Origin of the sequence: Tardiphaga sp. P9-11 (genome assembly GCF_008329525.1) — a bacterium.
Taxonomy (GTDB): Bacteria; Pseudomonadota; Alphaproteobacteria; order Rhizobiales; family Xanthobacteraceae; genus Tardiphaga.
Map to the genome: position 1 here is coordinate 24,764 of NZ_NPKQ01000004.1, position 17,848 is coordinate 42,611.

Annotated in this window: 28 protein-coding genes; 27 read left to right on the plus strand and 1 reads right to left on the minus strand. The window is 59.8% G+C overall.

The genetic code is table 11. From position 1 onward, the window contains the following. On the plus strand, window positions 1-2,034 hold the full coding sequence (locus CIW50_RS15415; protein ID WP_149532130.1) for an ABC transporter ATP-binding protein: 2,034 nt from the start codon (window positions 1-3) through the stop codon (window positions 2,032-2,034). Window positions 2,035-2,059: 25 nt separating this feature from the next. Here the strand turns inward: CIW50_RS15415 and CIW50_RS15420 are convergent, their stop codons facing one another. Further along, complete coding sequence (locus CIW50_RS15420; RefSeq protein WP_246664286.1) at window positions 2,060-2,656, minus strand: TetR/AcrR family transcriptional regulator; 597 nt, start codon at window positions 2,654-2,656, stop codon at window positions 2,060-2,062. 110 nt (window positions 2,657-2,766) lie between these two features. On the opposite strand from CIW50_RS15420, the gene CIW50_RS15425 reads away from it, so the two are divergent. The 26 genes from CIW50_RS15425 (at window position 2,767) to rplO (ending at window position 17,764) form a co-directional block, all read left to right on the plus strand. Further along, on the plus strand, window positions 2,767-3,165 hold the full coding sequence (locus CIW50_RS15425; RefSeq protein ID WP_149532131.1) for a RidA family protein: 399 nt from the start codon (window positions 2,767-2,769) through the stop codon (window positions 3,163-3,165). Between the two features lie 726 nt (window positions 3,166-3,891). Further along, window positions 3,892-4,263: a 30S ribosomal protein S12 gene (gene rpsL, locus CIW50_RS15430; protein WP_068731626.1), complete on the plus strand. Its 372-nt coding sequence runs from the start codon at window positions 3,892-3,894 to the stop codon at window positions 4,261-4,263. A 15-nt stretch (window positions 4,264-4,278) separates the two neighbouring features. After that, window positions 4,279-4,749: a 30S ribosomal protein S7 gene (gene rpsG / locus CIW50_RS15435; protein ID WP_092152014.1), complete on the plus strand. Its 471-nt coding sequence runs from the start codon at window positions 4,279-4,281 to the stop codon at window positions 4,747-4,749. 30 nt (window positions 4,750-4,779) lie between these two features. Beyond that, complete coding sequence (gene fusA / locus CIW50_RS15440) at window positions 4,780-6,852, plus strand: elongation factor G (RefSeq protein WP_068731500.1); 2,073 nt, start codon at window positions 4,780-4,782, stop codon at window positions 6,850-6,852. A 39-nt stretch (window positions 6,853-6,891) separates the two neighbouring features. Beyond that, the gene (gene tuf, locus CIW50_RS15445) at window positions 6,892-8,082 is read left to right on the plus strand and encodes an elongation factor Tu (protein WP_149532132.1); all 1,191 of its coding nucleotides are present in this window, start codon (window positions 6,892-6,894) and stop codon (window positions 8,080-8,082) included. A gap of 83 nt (window positions 8,083-8,165) precedes the next feature. Continuing rightward, the gene (rpsJ, locus tag CIW50_RS15450; protein ID WP_013166261.1) at window positions 8,166-8,474 is read left to right on the plus strand and encodes a 30S ribosomal protein S10; all 309 of its coding nucleotides are present in this window, start codon (window positions 8,166-8,168) and stop codon (window positions 8,472-8,474) included. A 52-nt stretch (window positions 8,475-8,526) separates the two neighbouring features. Continuing rightward, a complete protein-coding gene (gene rplC, locus CIW50_RS15455) occupies window positions 8,527-9,249 on the plus strand; it encodes a 50S ribosomal protein L3 (RefSeq protein ID WP_149532133.1) in 723 nt (240 codons plus the stop codon). 1 nt (window position 9,250) lies between these two features. Continuing rightward, a complete protein-coding gene (gene rplD / locus CIW50_RS15460) occupies window positions 9,251-9,871 on the plus strand; it encodes a 50S ribosomal protein L4 (protein WP_149532134.1) in 621 nt (206 codons plus the stop codon). Beyond that, window positions 9,868-10,167, plus strand: coding sequence for a 50S ribosomal protein L23 (locus tag CIW50_RS15465; protein ID WP_068731492.1), 300 nt, complete (start codon window positions 9,868-9,870; stop codon window positions 10,165-10,167). Before rplD ends, CIW50_RS15465 begins: the two co-directional genes overlap by 4 nt. A gap of 12 nt (window positions 10,168-10,179) precedes the next feature. After that, entirely contained in the window at window positions 10,180-11,013 is an 834-nt protein-coding gene (rplB, locus tag CIW50_RS15470; protein ID WP_149532135.1) for a 50S ribosomal protein L2, read from the plus strand. A 12-nt stretch (window positions 11,014-11,025) separates the two neighbouring features. Further along, entirely contained in the window at window positions 11,026-11,304 is a 279-nt protein-coding gene (gene rpsS, locus CIW50_RS15475) for a 30S ribosomal protein S19 (protein ID WP_089268170.1), read from the plus strand. Between the two features lie 5 nt (window positions 11,305-11,309). Then, entirely contained in the window at window positions 11,310-11,690 is a 381-nt protein-coding gene (gene rplV, locus CIW50_RS15480; RefSeq protein ID WP_149532136.1) for a 50S ribosomal protein L22, read from the plus strand. 19 nt (window positions 11,691-11,709) lie between these two features. Continuing rightward, window positions 11,710-12,408 carry a 30S ribosomal protein S3 gene (gene rpsC, locus CIW50_RS15485; protein WP_068731624.1) on the plus strand — a complete coding sequence of 233 codons (699 nt, stop codon included), beginning with the start codon at window positions 11,710-11,712 and terminating at the stop codon, window positions 12,406-12,408. Window positions 12,409-12,440: 32 nt separating this feature from the next. Continuing rightward, a complete protein-coding gene (gene rplP, locus CIW50_RS15490; RefSeq protein WP_089268171.1) occupies window positions 12,441-12,854 on the plus strand; it encodes a 50S ribosomal protein L16 in 414 nt (137 codons plus the stop codon). Window positions 12,855-12,858: 4 nt separating this feature from the next. Next, on the plus strand, window positions 12,859-13,068 hold the full coding sequence (gene rpmC, locus CIW50_RS15495) for a 50S ribosomal protein L29 (RefSeq protein ID WP_068731483.1): 210 nt from the start codon (window positions 12,859-12,861) through the stop codon (window positions 13,066-13,068). A 10-nt stretch (window positions 13,069-13,078) separates the two neighbouring features. Further along, the gene (gene rpsQ, locus CIW50_RS15500; protein ID WP_068731481.1) at window positions 13,079-13,327 is read left to right on the plus strand and encodes a 30S ribosomal protein S17; all 249 of its coding nucleotides are present in this window, start codon (window positions 13,079-13,081) and stop codon (window positions 13,325-13,327) included. Between the two features lie 41 nt (window positions 13,328-13,368). Continuing rightward, complete coding sequence (rplN, locus tag CIW50_RS15505) at window positions 13,369-13,737, plus strand: 50S ribosomal protein L14 (protein WP_068731479.1); 369 nt, start codon at window positions 13,369-13,371, stop codon at window positions 13,735-13,737. Beyond that, window positions 13,737-14,051 carry a 50S ribosomal protein L24 gene (gene rplX / locus CIW50_RS15510; RefSeq protein WP_068731477.1) on the plus strand — a complete coding sequence of 105 codons (315 nt, stop codon included), beginning with the start codon at window positions 13,737-13,739 and terminating at the stop codon, window positions 14,049-14,051. Before rplN ends, rplX begins: the two co-directional genes overlap by 1 nt. Beyond that, complete coding sequence (gene rplE, locus CIW50_RS15515; protein WP_149532137.1) at window positions 14,044-14,604, plus strand: 50S ribosomal protein L5; 561 nt, start codon at window positions 14,044-14,046, stop codon at window positions 14,602-14,604. Before rplX ends, rplE begins: the two co-directional genes overlap by 8 nt. Before the next feature lie 43 nt (window positions 14,605-14,647). After that, the gene (gene rpsN / locus CIW50_RS15520; protein ID WP_149532138.1) at window positions 14,648-14,953 is read left to right on the plus strand and encodes a 30S ribosomal protein S14; all 306 of its coding nucleotides are present in this window, start codon (window positions 14,648-14,650) and stop codon (window positions 14,951-14,953) included. Between the two features lie 12 nt (window positions 14,954-14,965). Further along, window positions 14,966-15,364, plus strand: coding sequence for a 30S ribosomal protein S8 (gene rpsH, locus CIW50_RS15525; RefSeq protein ID WP_089268176.1), 399 nt, complete (start codon window positions 14,966-14,968; stop codon window positions 15,362-15,364). A gap of 13 nt (window positions 15,365-15,377) precedes the next feature. After that, window positions 15,378-15,911, plus strand: coding sequence for a 50S ribosomal protein L6 (gene rplF, locus CIW50_RS15530; protein WP_089268177.1), 534 nt, complete (start codon window positions 15,378-15,380; stop codon window positions 15,909-15,911). Window positions 15,912-15,922: 11 nt separating this feature from the next. Further along, entirely contained in the window at window positions 15,923-16,285 is a 363-nt protein-coding gene (gene rplR / locus CIW50_RS15535; RefSeq protein WP_149532139.1) for a 50S ribosomal protein L18, read from the plus strand. A gap of 87 nt (window positions 16,286-16,372) precedes the next feature. After that, on the plus strand, window positions 16,373-16,945 hold the full coding sequence (rpsE, locus tag CIW50_RS15540) for a 30S ribosomal protein S5 (RefSeq protein WP_068731465.1): 573 nt from the start codon (window positions 16,373-16,375) through the stop codon (window positions 16,943-16,945). A gap of 23 nt (window positions 16,946-16,968) precedes the next feature. Further along, on the plus strand, window positions 16,969-17,163 hold the full coding sequence (gene rpmD, locus CIW50_RS15545) for a 50S ribosomal protein L30 (RefSeq protein ID WP_149532140.1): 195 nt from the start codon (window positions 16,969-16,971) through the stop codon (window positions 17,161-17,163). Window positions 17,164-17,278: 115 nt separating this feature from the next. Next, window positions 17,279-17,764, plus strand: a complete 486-nt coding sequence (gene rplO / locus CIW50_RS15550) for a 50S ribosomal protein L15 (RefSeq protein ID WP_149532141.1) — start codon at window positions 17,279-17,281, stop codon at window positions 17,762-17,764. Window positions 17,765-17,848 lie beyond the last annotated feature (84 nt).

Below are 17,848 nucleotides of genomic sequence, written 5' to 3' on the forward strand. Positions count from 1 at the left end.
ATGGCGTCGAAGCCACCTCCAAAGCCTCCATCTGACGACAAGAACGCGGCCGAGCCGGTCACGCCGCTCGATGACAAGTTTGCGCTCCCGGTCGGCGCTGCCGCTGCTTCGGTTCCCAGCACGAAACCGCCGGCTGTCGACAAGACGGCAAAAGCCAAGCCTGCCGTCCATGATGACGACGATGAGGATGAAGACGAGGACGAACTCGACGACGATGATGACGAGGAACTGGTCGTCTTTACCGCGCGCGAGGCCGCTGGCGCCTTCGGGACGGTCTATCGTTTCACGCGGCCATTGCTCGGCAGGTATCGCAAACTGCTTGGCTTCGTTGGCTTCGGCGTTCTGGTCGAGACGCTGTTCAACGTCATCATGCCGCTCAGCCTCAAATATCTGATCGACGACGCGCTCGGCGAGGAAGATTTCGACGCGCTGTTCAAGATCCTGTCGGTCTTGGCCGTCGCCGGTATTGTCACGTCGATCGTCGCGATCTGGTATGAGCGTTGGGACGCCAAACTGGCAGCCTCGGTCATCACGGATGTTCGCTCGCGTCTATTCGATCACGTGCAGGATCTGCCGTCGGCCTATTTCGCCCGCACTAAGCGCGGCGAAATCCTGTCCCGTTTCTCGATCGATCTGTCGTCTTTCGAGACGGCGATCAAGAGCTTCGCCAACAGTGCATTATTGCCGTTCCTTGAACTGATCGCCGGCATCGTGCTGATGCTGTATCTGAACTGGCAGCTGGCTGCCGTCGCACTACTGGTGTTCCCGATCACGCTGATTGGCCCCCGCATTCTGACGCCGAAGGCGGTGCAGGCCAATTACGACCAGAAGCTCAGCGAAGCTTCAGTACTCGGCATGGTGCAGGAAAACATCGCCGCACAGGCGGTGATCAAGGCTTTCAGCCTGCAGCGCCGCACCATGGGCTGGTTCCGGCTACGCAACAACGAAACGCGCGACAGGATCGCGGCGGCGACCTTCCTGTCGACCATGGTCGAGCGCTCGGTCACCGTTTCGGTGCTGCTGCTGCATTTGGTGGTACTGGCGATCGGCGCCTATCTCGCCACCAAGGGCCAGATTACTGTCGGCACTTTCGTGACGTTCGAAAGCGCGTTCTGGGAGGTGTCCTACAACATCGCCCATGTGATGCATTTCATCCCGGTGTCGATCCAGGCAGCAGCAGCCGTGCGGCACATGGAAGAGATGCTCGACGAGCCCACTCGCGGCGCCGACAAGCCCGGTGCGCCGGAGCTGCCGCGCATCGTCAACGACATCACGTTCGACCGCGTCTCGTTCAAGTATGAGAACAGCCGGCAGCCGGTGCTCGACAATCTCAGCCTCAAGATCAATGTCGGCAAGACCGTCGCCATTGTCGGCCCGTCGGGTTCCGGAAAGAGCACGCTGCTCAACCTGATCCTGCGGCTCTATGTGCCGGACGAGGGCAGGGTGTCCATCGACGGCGTCGATATCCGCAAGGTCACGCGCGAATCTCTGCGCGGACACATGGCCGTGGTGTTCCAGGAGAACATGCTGTTCAACATGTCGATCCGCGAGAACATCCGGCTCGGCAAGGAGGGCGCGACCGACGAGGAAGTCGAGCAGGCAGCGCGAAAAGCCGAGATACATCGCTACATCATGAGCCTGCCGGACAAATACGACACCCAGGTCGGCGAACGCGGCGATACGCTCTCTGGCGGCCAGCGCCAGCGCATCGCCATTGCGCGGGCCGTCGTCCGCAATCCGTCGGTGCTGCTGTTGGACGAAGCGACGTCGGCCCTCGACCAGACGACAGAGGCGGCGCTCAACAAGACGCTCTTCAAACTCGCCAAGGGCCGCACCTTGATTTCGTCGACTCACCGACTGGCGGCCGTGGTGGATATGGACGAAATCATCGTCATCAATGGCGGCAAGGCGATCGAGCGCGGCTCGCACAAGGAGCTGCTGGCGCTGAACGGTACCTATCGCCAGCTCTGGGACGACCAGCGGCACAGGTCATCTGCCGGCGATGATGATGACGAGGATGACGACGACGAGTGAGCGCATCTGAGGATGTGTGAGGCGGTCATCCCGCCGTTCGCAGCAAGCCCGCCGCGAGCTGGCGGAAAGCCTCGACAGCTTTCGTAAGGACTGCGTGGGGATCGTCGGCGGCAGCGATCCAGAGGGCGGCGTTGAGCGCCGTGCCATTGATCAGACGGGCCGCCGCTTCGGCATCGACGGGCTTGACCGTTCCATTGTCGATCAGCCGCTGGATCGCCTGTGTCGTGGTGCGCAGACACGCCGTCTGGTTCGGCCATTGTGAGGGATCGCCAAGTACGGCGGGGCCGTCCAGCAGCATGATGCGCTGGATCTCCGGCTCGAGAGACATTTTGATATAGGCGACGCCTTCGTTGAGAAAGCCGTCCCATGCGGTGTCAGCCTGACCATGGGCAGCGCGCATGCGCGCCAGCATTTCCGCGTCAATCTGATCGATGACGGCCTGCAGCAAACCCTTCTTGTCGCCGAAGTTGTGATAGAGCGCGCCGCGCGTGAGGCCGGCTTCGGCGGTCAGATCGTCCATCGATGCCGCCGCGTAGCCTTTGGCGGCGAAAGCCGTCCGGGCCGCCCGGATGAGCCGGGCCCGGGTCTCTTTCACCATCTCCGCACGCCGTGTTGCGACCACTGCCGTCTCCCACAAGAAATATACGCGGCGTATGTATATTGACATACGGGGCGTATGTCTGATTATTTTGACATACGGGGCGTATATCATCTTTGAACAGGACCGACACCATGAACAGACGCGACCCGATTTTCCCGGCGGGCCGGCAAGCACTTTACGAGATCAACCGCTATTCGGCGGCGATCCGCTCAGGCGACCTGCTGTTTGTCTCCGGCCAGGTCGGCAGCCGGGAAGATGGCTCGCCGGAGCCGGATTTCGAACGACAGGTCCAGTTGGCCTTCGATAACCTCGCGGCCGTGCTGAAAGCGGCAGGTTGCACATTCGACGACGTGGTTGACGTGACCACGTTCCACACCGACCCGGCCACACAGTTCGCGGCGGTTAACACCGTGCGATTGGCTGTGATCGGCGACGCGCCTTACCCGAACTGGACCGCGGTCGGAGTCAACTGGCTGGCGGGCTTCGATTTCGAGATCAAGGTCATCGCGCGACTCCCCGCAGCGGCCTGATTGACCGGCGTGGGCGGGAAGGGCGGCCTCGCTCCGTGAAAGCGGCCAGGTAACATTTGATGCCAGACGATTCTTTGGGGCTGTGTCGATTCGGGACGGGGTTCGGTCCGCAGGAGCTGCGGGCCGGCGGACAGACCTAAAATCTTCGCAACCCAGACGATTCTCTTTCATCAAACTGCAACGAATCCGAGTCGCAGATTCTGTCGTGGATGACATGGCGGGCCTCGAAATTGCGTATGTTCTGTCATGATCCACATGCTAGAAGATGCAGTGCGAGAAGCGTTTCTTTCATCGCGCTTTGTTGTTGACTTGGATATCCCCTGCGGATACAACCCGGCCATTCAACGACAGGCGGTGAGCTTCGCCAGTGTCGGAACGGACCACCCAATCGGCTTTCCGGAGCTAATCGGGCACCAACCTCGACCAAGAAGCTCAAACGCTGTCGCTATATCAAGGCAATGCCAAAACGACGTTTGTCTCCTGAGAGACTTCTCTCCTGAGATTAAATTCGAATGCATGACCTCGGTGCAGACCTGAAGGCGCAAGTCTGACGGTCGTGATCGCGGTCCTCTGTGGCGTTAAGCGCTTTCCGTTCAGCAATGAATGGTTGGCGTGATTTCGTTTTGCGTGAAGCTTTTCACGTGATGCGAACCGTGGGGCAGGTTGCTCCGAGTGATTTTGAGGAAGCCGTTACGGCTTCGAGCGAACTAAAGGGTGAAGGCTGACATGCCGACGATCAACCAGCTGATCGCTACTCCGCGCGCAATTCAGAAGTCGCGCAAAAAGGTTCCTGCGCTGCAGCAGTCGCCGCAGAAGCGCGGCGTTTGCACGCGCGTCTATACGACGACTCCGAAGAAGCCGAACTCGGCGCTTCGTAAGGTTGCCAAGGTGCGTTTGACCAATGGCTTCGAAGTCATCGGTTACATTCCGGGTGAAGGTCATAACCTTCAGGAGCACTCCGTGGTCATGATCCGCGGCGGTCGCGTCAAGGATTTGCCCGGCGTGCGTTACCACATCCTCCGCGGCGTGCTGGATACCCAGGGCGTCAAGAACCGTAAGCAGCGTCGTTCGAAGTACGGCGCGAAGCGTCCGAAGTAAGCCGGGGTCTGATCGATGTCTCGTCGCCATTCAGCTGAAAAGCGTGAAGTTAATCCGGATCCGAAGTTCGGAAACATCATCGTCACCAAGTTCATGAATTCGATCATGTATGACGGCAAGAAGTCTGCCGCCGAAACCATCGTTTACGGTGCTTTCGAAATGATCGAAGCGAAGACCAAGCAGGGTCCGCTCGGCGTGTTCGAGCAGGCTCTGGAAAATGTGATGCCGACGATTGAAGTTCGTTCGCGTCGCGTCGGTGGCGCCACTTATCAGGTGCCAGTTGAGGTTCGCAGCATTCGGCGCCAGGCGCTGGGCATTCGCTGGCTGATCACCGCTGCGCGCGCTCGCAACGAGAAGACCATGACCGAGCGTCTCTCGGCTGAGCTGCTCGATGCTTCGAACAACCGTGGTAACGCCGTGAAGAAGCGGGAAGACGTGCACAAGATGGCGGAAGCCAACCGCGCGTTCTCGCACTATCGCTGGTAACAGCGAAACAACGGATTTAAGGACGAGCCCATGCCCCGCGTACATGCCATCGAAGATTACCGAAATTTCGGGATCATGGCGCATATCGATGCCGGTAAGACGACGACGACCGAGCGCATCCTGTACTATACCGGCAAGAGCCACAAAATCGGCGAAGTGCACGAAGGTGCAGCGACGATGGATTGGATGGAGCAGGAGCAGGAGCGTGGCATCACGATCACTTCGGCTGCCACCACCGCGTTCTGGAACGGCAAGCGCCTGAACATCATCGACACTCCCGGCCACGTTGACTTCACGATTGAAGTCGAGCGTTCGCTGCGCGTGCTCGACGGGGCCGTTGTCGTGCTTGACGGCAACCAGGGTGTTGAGCCGCAGACCGAGACCGTCTGGCGTCAGGGCGACAAGTATAAGGTTCCGCGGATCGTTTTCGCGAACAAGATGGATAAGACCGGCGCTGACTTCTACAAGTGCCTCCAGGACATTATCGACCGTCTCGGTGCAAAGCCCGTTGCGATCCAGCTGCCGATCGGCGCTGAGAATGACTTCGTCGGCATGATCGACCTCGTGATCATGAAGGCGTATGTCTGGAACAACGAAGCGCTCGGCGCGAAATACGAAACTGTCGACATTCCGGCTGACCTTCTTGAGAAGGCTAAGGAATATCGCGAGAAGATGCTCGAAGCCGCCGTCGAACTCGATGATGACGTCATGGCTGCGTATCTCGACGGCACCGAGCCGGACGAAGCCACCCTTAAGCGCATGATCCGCAAGGCCGTGCTGACCGGTGCTTTCTATCCCGTGCTGTGCGGTTCGGCCTTCAAGAACAAGGGCGTGCAGCCCTTGCTCGACGCCGTTGTCGATTATCTGCCGTCGCCCGTTGACGTTCCTGCCATCAAGGGTATGGACGATGAAGGCAACGAAATCCTTCGTCTTCCGAATGACTCTGAGCCGCTTGCGCTGCTCGCTTTCAAGATCATGGACGATCCGTTCGTCGGCACGATCACGTTCTGCCGCATCTATTCCGGCACGCTGATCTCGGGCACGGGCGTCGTCAATTCGACGCGCGACCGTAAGGAGCGTATCGGTCGCATGCTGCTGATGCATGCGAACAACCGCGAAGACATCAAGGAAGCCTATGCCGGCGACATCGTTGCGCTGGCTGGTCTGAAGGAAGCCCGCACCGGTGACACCCTGTGCGATCCCCAGAAGCAGGTCATCCTGGAAAAGATGGAATTCCCTGAGCCGGTCATCGAGATCGCGATCGAGCCGAAGACCAAAGCCGACCAGGAAAAGCTGGGCGTCGCTCTGGCGAAGCTCGCTGCGGAAGATCCGTCGTTCCGCGTGTCCACCGATGTGGAATCCGGTCAGACCATTCTGAAGGGCATGGGCGAACTCCATCTCGACATCAAGGTCGACATTCTGCGTCGTACCTACAAGGTCGATGCGAACATCGGCGCACCGCAGGTGGCGTTCCGTGAGAAGATCACGAAGCGCGCCGAGGTCGATTACACCCATAAGAAGCAGACCGGTGGTACCGGTCAGTTCGCCCGCGTCAAGTTCGTGGTCGAGCCGGGCGAGCCGGGTTCGGGCTTCGTGTTCGAATCCAAGGTTGTCGGTGGTTCGGTTCCGAAGGAATACATCCCCGGCGTCGAAAAGGGTCTCAACAGCGTCATGACCTCTGGCGTGGTCGCGGGCTTCCCCGTGGTCGACGTTCATGTCCAGCTGGTTGACGGCGCTTACCATGACGTCGACTCGTCGGCACTGGCCTTCGAAATTGCTTCGCGCGCCGCACTTCGCGATGCGTTGCAGAAGGGCAAGTCCGTTCTGCTCGAGCCGATCATGAAGGTCGAATGCGTGACCCCGGAAGACTACACCGGTTCGGTCATCGGCGACTTGAACTCGCGGCGCGGTCAGATCCAGGGTCAGGATATGCGCGGCAACGCCAACGTCATCAACGCGATGGTGCCGCTCATGAACATGTTCGGTTACGTGAACACGCTGCGCTCGATGAGCCAGGGTCGTGCAACGTTCTCGATGTCATTCGATCACTACGCGGAAGCGCCGGCCAATGTGTCGGCAGAAGTCCAGAAAAAGTTTGCCTGATTGTCGTTAGCGACAGTTGACGACTAAACGGAGAGAGTCATGGCCAAAGCAAAATTTGAACGTAACAAGCCGCACTGCAATATCGGTACGATCGGTCACGTCGACCACGGCAAGACGTCGCTGACGGCGGCGATCACGAAGATCCTGGCTGAATCGGGTGGTGCCACGTTCACCGCTTACGACCAGATCGACAAGGCGCCCGAGGAAAAGGCCCGCGGCATCACCATTTCGACGGCGCACGTCGAATACGAGACCGCCAACCGCCACTACGCCCACGTCGATTGCCCCGGCCACGCCGACTATGTGAAGAACATGATCACCGGCGCCGCCCAGATGGACGGTGGCATCCTGGTCGTGTCGGCCGCTGACGGTCCGATGCCGCAGACCCGCGAGCACATCCTGCTCGCCCGCCAGGTCGGCGTTCCCGCGCTGGTCGTGTTCCTGAACAAGTGCGACATGGTCGACGATCCGGAACTGCTCGAACTGGTCGAGATGGAAGTGCGCGAACTTCTCTCGAAGTACGACTTCCCGGGCGATGACATTCCGATCATCAAGGGTTCGGCGCTGGCCGCTCTCGAAAACTCGGACCAAAAGCTCGGCCACGACGCCATCCTCGAACTGATGAAGGCGGTCGACGCCTACATCCCGCAGCCGGAGCGTCCGATCGACCAGCCGTTCCTGATGCCGGTGGAAGACGTGTTCTCGATCTCGGGCCGTGGTACGGTCGTGACCGGTCGCGTCGAGCGCGGCATCGTCAAGGTCGGCGAGGAAATCGAAATCGTCGGTATCCGCGCCACGCAGAAGACGATCTGCACCGGCGTTGAAATGTTCCGCAAGCTGCTCGATCAGGGCCAGGCCGGCGACAACATCGGCGCACTGCTGCGCGGCACCAAGCGTGAAGACGTCGAGCGCGGCCAGGTGCTGTGCAAGCCGGGTTCGGTGAAGCCGCACACCAAGTTCAAGGCCGAGGCCTACATTCTGACCAAGGAAGAGGGTGGCCGTCACACGCCGTTCTTCACCAACTACCGTCCGCAGTTCTACTTCCGCACCACCGACGTGACCGGTGTGGTGCATCTGCCGGAAGGCACCGAAATGGTGATGCCGGGCGACAACATCGCCATGGAAGTGCACCTGATCGTGCCGATCGCGATGGAAGAGAAGCTGCGCTTCGCCATCCGTGAAGGCGGCCGCACCGTCGGTGCAGGCGTCGTCGCTAGCATCATCGAGTAAGGACGCGAACAGGAAGTCGTGAGTAGCGGGTCTCGCTACTCGCTACTCGCAACAACCATTCGCTTTCAAAGAAAGACACGGCAATGAACGGCCAGAATATCCGCATTCGTCTCAAGGCGTTCGACCATCGTATCCTCGATGCATCGACCCGTGAGATCGTGAGCACCGCGAAGCGCACGGGTGCACAGGTCCGTGGACCCATCCCGCTGCCGACGCGCATCGAGAAGTTCACGGTCAACCGTTCGCCGCACGTCGACAAGAAGAGCCGCGAGCAGTTCGAGATGCGCACTCACAAGCGTCTCCTCGATATCGTCGATCCGACCCCGCAGACAGTCGATGCTTTGATGAAGCTCGACCTGGCCGCCGGTGTCGACGTCGAAATCAAGCTCTAAGTATTTTAGGTCCCGTCCGGTCAAACGGACAGAAAGAACAGGAAGCACGCCGATGCGCTCCGGAGTGATCGCACAAAAGGTCGGGATGACCCGGGTCTTCACAGACGCCGGTGAACATATCCCTGTGACCGTGCTCAAGCTGGGTAACTGCCAGGTGGTTGGCCACCTCACCAGCGAGAAGAACGGTTACGTCGCGCTGCAGCTCGGATCGGGCTCGCGCAAGACCGTGTATTTGCCCAAGGCTGAACGCGGCCAGTTCGCGGTTGCCAAGGTTGAACCCAAGCGGAAGGTCGCGGAATTCCGCGTGTCGGAAGACGCGCTGATCCCGGTCGGCGCTGAAATCCAGGCAGACCACTTCGTGGTTGGCCAGTTCGTCGATGTCACCGGCACCTCGGTCGGTAAGGGCTTCGCCGGCGGCATGAAGCGCTGGAACTTCGGCGGTCTCCGCGCCACGCACGGTGTGTCGGTTTCGCATCGTTCGATCGGTTCGACCGGTGGTCGTCAGGATCCCGGCAAGACGTTCAAGAACAAGAAGATGCCCGGTCACATGGGTGTCGACAAGATCACGACCTTGAATCTGCGTGTTGTGCAGCTCGATGTCGAGCGCGGCCTGATCCTCGTCGAAGGCGCCGTTCCCGGCTCCAAGGGCGGCTGGATTTCGGTTCGCGATGCAGTGAAGAAGGCTCTGCCGAAGGACGCGCCGAAGCCCGGCAAGTTCAAGTTGGCAGGTGAGGGTGCTGCTGAAGCACCTGCGGCCGAGCAGGAGGGCGTGTGAGATGAAATTGACCGTCACCACGCTTGAGGGCAAGGACGCCGGCTCGATCGAGCTGTCGGATGCGATCTTCGGTCTCGACCCCCGCGTCGATATCATCCAGCGTTGCGTCAACTGGCAGCTCGCAAAGCGCCAGTCGGGCAACCACAAGGCCAAGGGTCGCGCCGAGATCTGGCGCACCGGCAAGAAGATGTACAAGCAGAAGGGCACCGGCGGTGCTCGTCACGGTTCGGCTCGCGTTCCGCAGTTCCGCGGCGGTGGTCGTGCATTCGGTCCGGTTGTTCGCTCCCATGCGTTCGATCTGCCGAAGAAGGTCCGTGCACTCGCGCTGAAGCATGCTCTGTCGGCGAAGGCCAAGGACGGTGGCTTGATCGTGATCGAGAACGCCAACCTGGAAGCCGCCAAGACCAAGGCTCTGCTCGGTCATTTCTCGGGTCTCGGCCTGACCAATGCGCTGATCATCGATGGCGCCGAGGTTCATGCCGGTTTTGCTCAGGCGGCCCGTAACATTCCGAACATCGACGTGCTGCCGATCCAGGGCATCAACGTTTATGACATTCTGCGTCGTCAGAAGCTGGTTCTGACCAAGGCGGCGCTTGATGCGTTGGAGGCGCGCTTCAAATGAAGAATATCGACCCGCGCCATTATGACGTGATCGTCGCCCCCGTGGTGACGGAAAAGGCCACTGTCGCTTCTGAATTCAACAAAGTTGTTTTCAAGGTCGACGGCAAGGCCACCAAGCCGCAGATCAAGGAAGCCGTCGAAAAGCTGTTCGACGTCAAGGTAAAGAGCGTGAACACGCTGGTTCGCAAGGGCAAGACGAAGATCTTCCGTGGCAACCTCGGTTCACAGTCGAACGTCAAGCGTGCGATCGTGACCCTCGAAGAGGGCCACCGCATCGACGTCACGACCGGACTGTAAGGGCGATCAACGATGGCACTTAAGACATTCAATCCCACGACACCGGGCCAGCGTCAGCTGGTCATGGTTGATCGTTCGGCGCTGTACAAGGGCAAGCCGGTCAAGTCTCTGACCGAAGGCAAGCACTCGGCAGGCGGTCGTAACAACACAGGTCGTATTACGGTTCGCTTCCGTGGCGGTGGCCACAAGAAGACTTATCGTATGGTCGATTTCAAGCGCTCCAAGGTCGACGTTCCGGCCGTGGTCGAGCGTCTGGAATACGATCCGAACCGCACCGCGTTCATCGCGCTGATCAAGTACGCCGATGGCGAACTGAACTACATCCTGGCGCCGCAGCGTCTGGCCGTTGGCGACACCGTCATCGCCGGCAGCTATGTCGACGTGAAGCCGGGCAATGTCATGCCGCTCGGCAACATGCCGATCGGCACGATCATCCACAACGTCGAGATGAAGATCGGGAAGGGCGGCCAGATCGCTCGCTCGGCCGGCACTTACGCCCAGCTCGTCGGTCGTGACCATGATTACGTGATCATCCGTTTGAACTCGGGCGAACAACGCCTGGTTCACGGTCGTTGCACCGCCACCATCGGCGCTGTGTCGAACCCGGATCACATGAACATCTCGATCGGCAAGGCTGGTCGTACCCGCTGGCTCGGCTGGCGTCCGCATAACCGCGGCGTCGTCATGAACCCGATCGACCATCCGCACGGTGGTGGTGAAGGTCGTACCTCGGGTGGTCGTCACCCGGTTACGCCCTGGGGCAAGCCGACCAAGGGTAAGAAGACCCGGTCGAACAAGTCGACCAACAAGTTCATTCTCATCAGCCGCCACAAGCGGAAGAAGTAAGGATCGCCGGACATGGTTCGTTCAGTCTGGAAAGGCCCGTTCGTCGAGGGTTCGCTGCTCAAGAAGGCAGATGCCGCTCGTTCGTCTGGTCGTCATGATGTGATCAAGATCTGGAGCCGTCGCTCCACGATCCTGCCGCAGTTCGTGGGTCTCACCTTCGGCGTTTACAACGGCCAGAAGCATGTACCTGTCGCTGTGAACGAGGAAATGGTCGGTCACAAGTTCGGCGAGTTCTCGCCGACCCGTACCTTCCATGGCCACGCCGGCGACAAGAAAGCCAAGAAGGGCTAAGGACTATGAGCAAGCCAAAGCGCGAACGGAGCCTCCCGGATAACGAGGCCAAGGCGATCGCCCGCATGCTGCGCGTGAGCCCGCAGAAGCTGAACCTCGTTGCGCAGATGATCCGCGGCCGCAAGGCTTCGGCAGCACTCGCCGACCTGCAGTTTTCGCGCAAGCGGATCGCGGTCGACGTGAAGAAGTGCCTGGAATCGGCTATCGCAAACGCCGAGAACAACCATGACCTCGACGTTGACGCGCTGATCGTCTCCGAGGCCCATGTCGGCAAGGGCATCGTCATGAAGCGTTTCAGTCCGCGCGGCCGTGGCCGTTCGGGCCGTATCTTTAAACCGTTTGCGCAGCTGACGATCGTCGTTCGTCAGGTAGAAGCAGCAGCGTAAGCAGGCGCAGGAGAATAAGATGGGTCAGAAGATCAATCCAATCGGTCTGCGTCTTGGCATCAACCGTACGTGGGATTCACGTTGGTATGCCGGCAAGAACGAATACGGCAAGTTGCTGCACGAAGACGTCAAGATCCGCGAGATCCTGCACAAGGAGCTCAAGCAGGCTGCCGTCGCCAAGATCATCATCGAGCGCCCGCACAAGAAGTGCCGCGTCACGATCCAGTCGGCTCGTCCGGGTGTCGTGATCGGCAAGAAGGGCGCCGACATCGACAAGCTTCGCAAGAAGGTTGCCGACATCACCTCTTCGGACGTGGTGATCAACATCGTCGAAATCCGCAAGCCGGAGCTCGACGCGACGCTGGTCGCCGAGTCGATCGCACAGCAGCTCGAGCGTCGCGTTGCGTTCCGCCGCGCGATGAAGCGGGCAGTGCAGTCGGCCATGCGTCTCGGCGCCGAAGGCATTCGTATCAATTGCTCGGGTCGTCTGGGCGGTGCGGAAATCGCTCGTATGGAATGGTATCGCGAAGGTCGCGTGCCGCTTCACACGCTGCGTGCGGATATCGATTACGGCGTAGCCACCGCGTTCACGACGTTCGGCACCTGCGGCGTCAAGGTCTGGATCTTCAAGGGCGAAATCCTCGAGCACGATCCGATGGCTCAGGACAAGCGGATGGCCGAGGGTGACAATTCCCGGCCGCGTCGCGACGCTGCTTGAGCGTTTAATTAGAAGGTTTGAGGGCGTAAGCCATGATGCAACCAAAGAAGACCAAGTTCCGGAAGGCGCATAAGGGCCGGATTCACGGCGTTGCGACTTCGGGCGCCACGCTGGCTTTCGGTCAGTTCGGCCTGAAGGCAATGGCGCCGGAACGTCTGACCGCGCGTCAGATCGAAGCCGCCCGCCGCGCGCTGACCCGTCACATGAAGCGTGCCGGCCGCGTCTGGATCCGCGTATTCCCGGATCTTCCGGTTTCGAAGAAGCCCGCTGAAGTCCGCATGGGCTCCGGCAAGGGTACCCCGGAACTGTGGGTTGCTCGCGTCAAGCCAGGCCGTGTGATCTTCGAGATCGACGGCGTCACCACGCAGATTGCCAAGGAAGCGATGACCCTCGCTGCCGCCAAGCTGCCGATCAAGACGCGTTTCGTTACGCGCATTGCGGAGTAGAGCCATGGCCGATATGAAATCCAGCGATATCCGCGCAATGAGCCCCGATCAGATGGATGACGCTGTCCTCAATCTGAAAAAGGAGCGCTTTAACCTGCGCTTCCAGCGCGCCACCGGGCAGCTGGAAAATACCACGCGACTCCGTGAGGCTCGCCGTGATATTGCACGAATCAAGACCATCGCCGCGCAGAAGCGCGACGGTAAGTCGAAGTAAGGGGCCGAACATGCCAAAACGTACTCTGCAGGGCGTGGTCGTCAGCGACAAGCAAACCAAGACGGTTGTTGTGCGCGTTGACCGTCGCTTCACGCACCCGATCTACAAGAAGACCATTCGCCGTTCGAAAAACTACCATGCCCACGACGAGAACAGTGAGTTCAAGCCGGGCGACATGGTGTGGATCGAAGAGAGCAAGCCGATGTCGAAGCTGAAGCACTGGACGGTTGTCCGGGGCGAACAGAAGAAGACTGCCTAAAAATCGCGCAATAGCGCATAAACAGAGGACGAGGTGCATCAATGATTCAGATGCAGACCAACCTCGACGTGGCCGATAATTCAGGCGCACGCCGTGTCATGTGCATTAAGGTGATTGGTGGATCCAAGCGCCGTTATGCATCCGTTGGCGACGTAATTGTCGTATCGATCAAGGAAGCCATCCCGCGCGGGAAGGTGAAGAAGGGCGACGTCATGAAGGCGGTCGTCGTGCGCGTCCGCAAGGACATTCGCCGCCCGGATGGCTCTGTCATCCGCTTCGATCGCAACGCAGCAGTGCTGATCAACAATCAGTCCGAGCCGATCGGTACCCGTATTTTCGGGCCCGTGCCGCGTGAGCTGCGCGCCAAGAACCACATGAAGATCATTTCGCTTGCGCCGGAGGTGCTGTAATGGCTGCCAAAATTCGCAAGGGTGACAAGGTCATCGTGCTGAACGGTCGCGACAAGGGTCGCACCGGTGAAGTGTTCGAGGTGCGCCCGACCGAGGGCAAGGCGCTGGTTCGCGGCGTCAACCTGGTCAAGCGTCACCAGAAGCAGACCCAGGCACAGGAAGGCGGCATCATCTCGAAAGAGGCGCCGATCCAACTGTCCAACATCGCGATCGTCGGCAAGGACGGTAAGCCGACTCGCGTTGGTTTCAAGATCCAGGCTGACGGCACCAAGGTGCGCATCGCCAAGCGTTCGGGAGCAGAGATCGATGTCTGAGACCGTCTACATTCCGCGCCTGCGCGTTGAATACGACAAGTCAATTCGTGCCAAGCTGACTGAACAGTTCGGCTACGAAAACGTCATGCAGGTTCCGCGCCTCGACAAGATCGTGCTGAACATGGGTGTCGGCGAAGCCGTCAACGATCGTAAGAAGGCTGAAACCGCTGCGGCCGACCTTTCGCTGATCGCCGGTCAGAAGGCCATCGTGACTTATTCGCGCGTTGCTATCGCGACCTTCAAGCTGCGTGAAAACCAGCCGATCGGCGCCAAGGTGACTCTCCGCAAGACGAAGATGTACGAGTTCATCGATCGTCTGGTGAACGTGGCTTTGCCGCGCGTGCGAGATTTCCGTGGCCTGAATGCGAAGAGCTTCGATGGCCGTGGCAACTATTCGCTCGGTCTCAAAGAGCACATCATTTTCCCGGAAATCGATTTCGATAAAGCCGGGGATACGTCGCTGGGCATGGACATCACGGTGTGCACGACTGCGCGCACCGATGACGAAGCCCGCGCTTTGTTGACCGCTTTCAATTTCCCGTTCCGGCAGTGAGTAGCTGAAAAGCTTCTCAAACGCGGTAACCCAGGAGCCAAGCATGGCAAAGAAGAGTTCGATCGAGAAGAACAACCGTCGGAAGAAGATGTCCGCAAACGCTGCGCCGAAGCGCGCGCGTCTGAAGGCCATCATCGCCGACAAGACCAAGCCGATGGAAGAGCGGTTCGCCGCTACGTTGAAGCTCGCCGAGCTTCCGCGCAATTCCTCGGCGACCCGCATTCGCAACCGTTGCGAAATCACGGGTCGTCCGCGTTCGGTCTATCGTATCAACAAGCTCAGCCGTATCGCGCTGCGTGAACTGGGCTCGAAGGGCCTCGTTCCCGGGCTCGTGAAGTCAAGCTGGTAAGGGGGGCGGAACATGTCGACCCACGATCCAATCAGCGATCTCATCACCCGCATCCGCAACGCGCAGATGCGTACCAAGTCCAAGGTTTCGACCCCGGGCTCCAAGATGCGCGCGAACGTGCTCGAAGTGCTGAAGAACGAAGGCTACATCCGTGGCTTCGCCAGCGTCGAGCATTCGTCGGGCCGCTCCGAGCTCGAGATCGAACTCAAGTATTTCGATGGCGAACCGGTCATCCGCGAAATCGAGCGTGTTTCGAAGCCAGGACGTCGTGTGTACGTCTCGGTGAAGAACCTGCCGCGCGTGAAGAACGGCCTCGGTATCTCCGTTTTGTCGACGCCCAAGGGAATTATGGCTGACCACGACGCGCGCGACGCGAACGTGGGCGGCGAAGTTCTCTTCACGGTGTTCTGAGGAAGGATCAGTCATGTCACGAGTTGGCAAGAAGCCAGTGGCGGTGACCGCGGGAGTTACCGCGTCCGTCGAAGGCCAGACCGTCAAGATGAAGGGCCCCAAGGGCGCTCTTCAGTTCGTCGTGCACGACGACGTGGTGGTGAAGATGGAAGAGGGCGCAATCAAGGTTGCTCCTCGCGTCGAAACCAATCGCGCGCGCGCACTGTACGGTACCGCTCGCGCGCAGATCGCGAATCTGCTCGAAGGCGTAACCAAGGGTTTCGAGAAGAAGCTCGAGATCACCGGCGTCGGTTATCGTGCGGCCCTGCAGGGCAAGAACCTGCAGCTGGCTCTCGGTTACAGCCACGATGTCGTCTACGCGATCCCGGAAGGCATCACCATCACGGTGCCGAAGCCGACCGAGATCAACGTCGCCGGCAACGACTCGCAGCGCGTCGGTCAGGTAGCCGCGGAGATCCGCAGCTATCGTCCGCCAGAGCCTTATAAGGGCAAGGGCGTACGTTATTCCGACGAGTTTATCTTCCGCAAGGAAGGCAAGAAGAAGTAACGGAGCCGGTCATGTCGAAACTCAAGATTACGAATGCCCGGCGCAAGCAGCGCGTTCGTCTGGCGCTGCGCCGGACTGCAAATGGTCGTCCTCGTCTGTCGATCTTCCGCTCGTCGAAGCACATCTACGCGCAGGTCATCGACGACCTGAAGGGCGAGACGCTCGCTTCGGCCTCGTCGCTGGAGAAGGCGATGCGCGATGGTGGCAAGACCGGCGCGGACGTCGATGCAGCGCAGGCTGTCGGCAAGTTGCTGGCAGAGCGCGCCGTGAAAAACGGCGTCAAGGAAGTGATTTTCGATCGTGGTCAGTATTTGTACCACGGCCGTGTCAAGGCGCTGGCAGATGCAGCTCGCGAAGGCGGGCTCAGCTTCTGAGCGATTTCACTTTCGTCGATTTGCAGATTGCAGAATTGAACGAACACAGGGTTAGAAGCGAAAGCTTCGCAAGGATTGGAAAACACCATGGCAGGTGAACGCGAACGCGGCGGACGCGACCGGGGCCCCCGGGAAGAGCGTGATAGTGAGTTCGTCGACAAGCTCGTCCACATCAATCGTGTGGCGAAGGTCGTCAAGGGCGGTAAGCGCTTTGGCTTTGCAGCTCTGGTCGTCATTGGCGATCAGAAAGGTAGGGTTGGGTTCGGTCACGGTAAGGCCCGTGAAGTTCCCGAAGCGATCCGCAAGGCAACTGAATCGGCCAAGCGCAACCTGACGCGCGTCGCTCTGCGCGAAGGTCGTACGCTGCATCACGACATCGCCGGCCGTCATGGCGCGGGTCGCGTGTATCTGCGTGCCGCTCCGGCTGGTACCGGTATCATCGCCGGCGGTCCGATGCGCGCTGTGTTCGAAACGCTGGGCATCCAGGACGTGGTGGCCAAGTCGATCGGTTCGTCGAATCCCTACAACATGGTTCGCGCCACTTTCGACGCGCTGAAGCATCAGGATTCGCCGCGGTCGGTTGCTGCTCGCCGCAATATCAAGGTTTCCACTCTGCAGTCGCGCCGCGTTGGCGGAGACGCTGAGCTGGTTGCCGAATAACCAACTCTTTCTGGAGTAATCCGATGGCTCAGGCCGCTAAGATGATCAAGGTCGAGCAGATCGCCAGCGCGATTCGCCGTCACCATTCGCAGCGTTCAACGCTGATTGGTCTCAAGCTCAACAAGATCGGTCGCGTTAGCGAGCTGAAGGACACTCCTGAAGTTCGCGGCATGATCACCAAGGTGCAGCACCTCGTCCGCGTGGTCGAGGATAAGTAAGTTCACGTCGTCTCACTGCGGCCTTTGGGTTGCCGCAGGGATGACACTGTTGACCTTCGAGGTCCGGATTTGCCGGTAAGCCTCGGGAAAACAGGGCGAAACAGGGAAAAGAACGATGAAGCTCAGCGATATCGCCGATAACGCCGGCTCCCGTAAGAAGCGTATGCGCGTCGGCCGTGGCATCGGCTCCGGCAAGGGCAAGACTGCGGGCCGCGGCGGCAAGGGCCAGACCGCACGTTCGGGCGTCCGCATCAAGGGCTTCGAAGGCGGCCAGATGCCGTTGCATCGTCGCCTGCCGAAGCGCGGCTTCAACAACATCTTCCGCGTGGATTACGCCGAGATCAACCTGGACCGTCTCCAGGATGCAATCGACGCTAAGGCGATCGACATCAAGGCCGTGATCAACGCTGAATCGCTGGTGAAGGCTGGCGTTCTGCGCCGCTCGAAGGCTGGCGTGCGCGTTCTCGGCCGTGGCGAGATCAAGGCCAAGATTAACATTGAAGTGCACGGCGCCAGCAAGACGGCGATCGAAGCCATCGAGAAGGCCGGCGGTTCGGTGAAGATCATCGCGCCGAAGAAGGCCGACGGCGAAGCTGCGTAACATCTGCGGCATCGCCTGCGTCTGCGGGCGGCCTTGCGTGATGTGGCAGTAGATTTTATCAATGCCGAGCACCAAATAATGTCC

Bases quoted from the DNA above. Each gene is read 5' to 3' on its own strand.
- rplC (WP_149532133.1), top strand. From the start codon at position 8,527: ATGCGCTCCGGAGTGATCGCACAAAAGGTCGGGATGACCCGGGTCTTC.
- rplN (WP_068731479.1), top strand. From the start codon at position 13,369: ATGATTCAGATGCAGACCAACCTCGACGTGGCCGATAATTCAGGCGCA.
- rpsQ (WP_068731481.1), top strand. From the start codon at position 13,079: ATGCCAAAACGTACTCTGCAGGGCGTGGTCGTCAGCGACAAGCAAACC.
- rpsC (WP_068731624.1), top strand. From the start codon at position 11,710: ATGGGTCAGAAGATCAATCCAATCGGTCTGCGTCTTGGCATCAACCGT.
- CIW50_RS15415 (WP_149532130.1), top strand. From the start codon at position 1: ATGGCGTCGAAGCCACCTCCAAAGCCTCCATCTGACGACAAGAACGCG.
- rpsH (WP_089268176.1), top strand. From the start codon at position 14,966: ATGTCGACCCACGATCCAATCAGCGATCTCATCACCCGCATCCGCAAC.
- rpsJ (WP_013166261.1), top strand. From the start codon at position 8,166: ATGAACGGCCAGAATATCCGCATTCGTCTCAAGGCGTTCGACCATCGT.
- tuf (WP_149532132.1), top strand. From the start codon at position 6,892: ATGGCCAAAGCAAAATTTGAACGTAACAAGCCGCACTGCAATATCGGT.
- rplX (WP_068731477.1), top strand. From the start codon at position 13,737: ATGGCTGCCAAAATTCGCAAGGGTGACAAGGTCATCGTGCTGAACGGT.
- rplP (WP_089268171.1), top strand. From the start codon at position 12,441: ATGATGCAACCAAAGAAGACCAAGTTCCGGAAGGCGCATAAGGGCCGG.
- rpsL (WP_068731626.1), top strand. From the start codon at position 3,892: ATGCCGACGATCAACCAGCTGATCGCTACTCCGCGCGCAATTCAGAAG.
- rplB (WP_149532135.1), top strand. From the start codon at position 10,180: ATGGCACTTAAGACATTCAATCCCACGACACCGGGCCAGCGTCAGCTG.
- rpsE (WP_068731465.1), top strand. From the start codon at position 16,373: ATGGCAGGTGAACGCGAACGCGGCGGACGCGACCGGGGCCCCCGGGAA.
- rpsN (WP_149532138.1), top strand. From the start codon at position 14,648: ATGGCAAAGAAGAGTTCGATCGAGAAGAACAACCGTCGGAAGAAGATG.
- rplR (WP_149532139.1), top strand. From the start codon at position 15,923: ATGTCGAAACTCAAGATTACGAATGCCCGGCGCAAGCAGCGCGTTCGT.
- rplF (WP_089268177.1), top strand. From the start codon at position 15,378: ATGTCACGAGTTGGCAAGAAGCCAGTGGCGGTGACCGCGGGAGTTACC.
- CIW50_RS15465 (WP_068731492.1), top strand. From the start codon at position 9,868: ATGAAGAATATCGACCCGCGCCATTATGACGTGATCGTCGCCCCCGTG.
- rpmC (WP_068731483.1), top strand. From the start codon at position 12,859: ATGGCCGATATGAAATCCAGCGATATCCGCGCAATGAGCCCCGATCAG.
- rpsG (WP_092152014.1), top strand. From the start codon at position 4,279: ATGTCTCGTCGCCATTCAGCTGAAAAGCGTGAAGTTAATCCGGATCCG.
- rplD (WP_149532134.1), top strand. From the start codon at position 9,251: ATGAAATTGACCGTCACCACGCTTGAGGGCAAGGACGCCGGCTCGATC.
- rplV (WP_149532136.1), top strand. From the start codon at position 11,310: ATGAGCAAGCCAAAGCGCGAACGGAGCCTCCCGGATAACGAGGCCAAG.
- rpmD (WP_149532140.1), top strand. From the start codon at position 16,969: ATGGCTCAGGCCGCTAAGATGATCAAGGTCGAGCAGATCGCCAGCGCG.
- rplE (WP_149532137.1), top strand. From the start codon at position 14,044: ATGTCTGAGACCGTCTACATTCCGCGCCTGCGCGTTGAATACGACAAG.
- fusA (WP_068731500.1), top strand. From the start codon at position 4,780: ATGCCCCGCGTACATGCCATCGAAGATTACCGAAATTTCGGGATCATG.
- rpsS (WP_089268170.1), top strand. From the start codon at position 11,026: ATGGTTCGTTCAGTCTGGAAAGGCCCGTTCGTCGAGGGTTCGCTGCTC.
- CIW50_RS15425 (WP_149532131.1), top strand. From the start codon at position 2,767: ATGAACAGACGCGACCCGATTTTCCCGGCGGGCCGGCAAGCACTTTAC.
- rplO (WP_149532141.1), top strand. From the start codon at position 17,279: ATGAAGCTCAGCGATATCGCCGATAACGCCGGCTCCCGTAAGAAGCGT.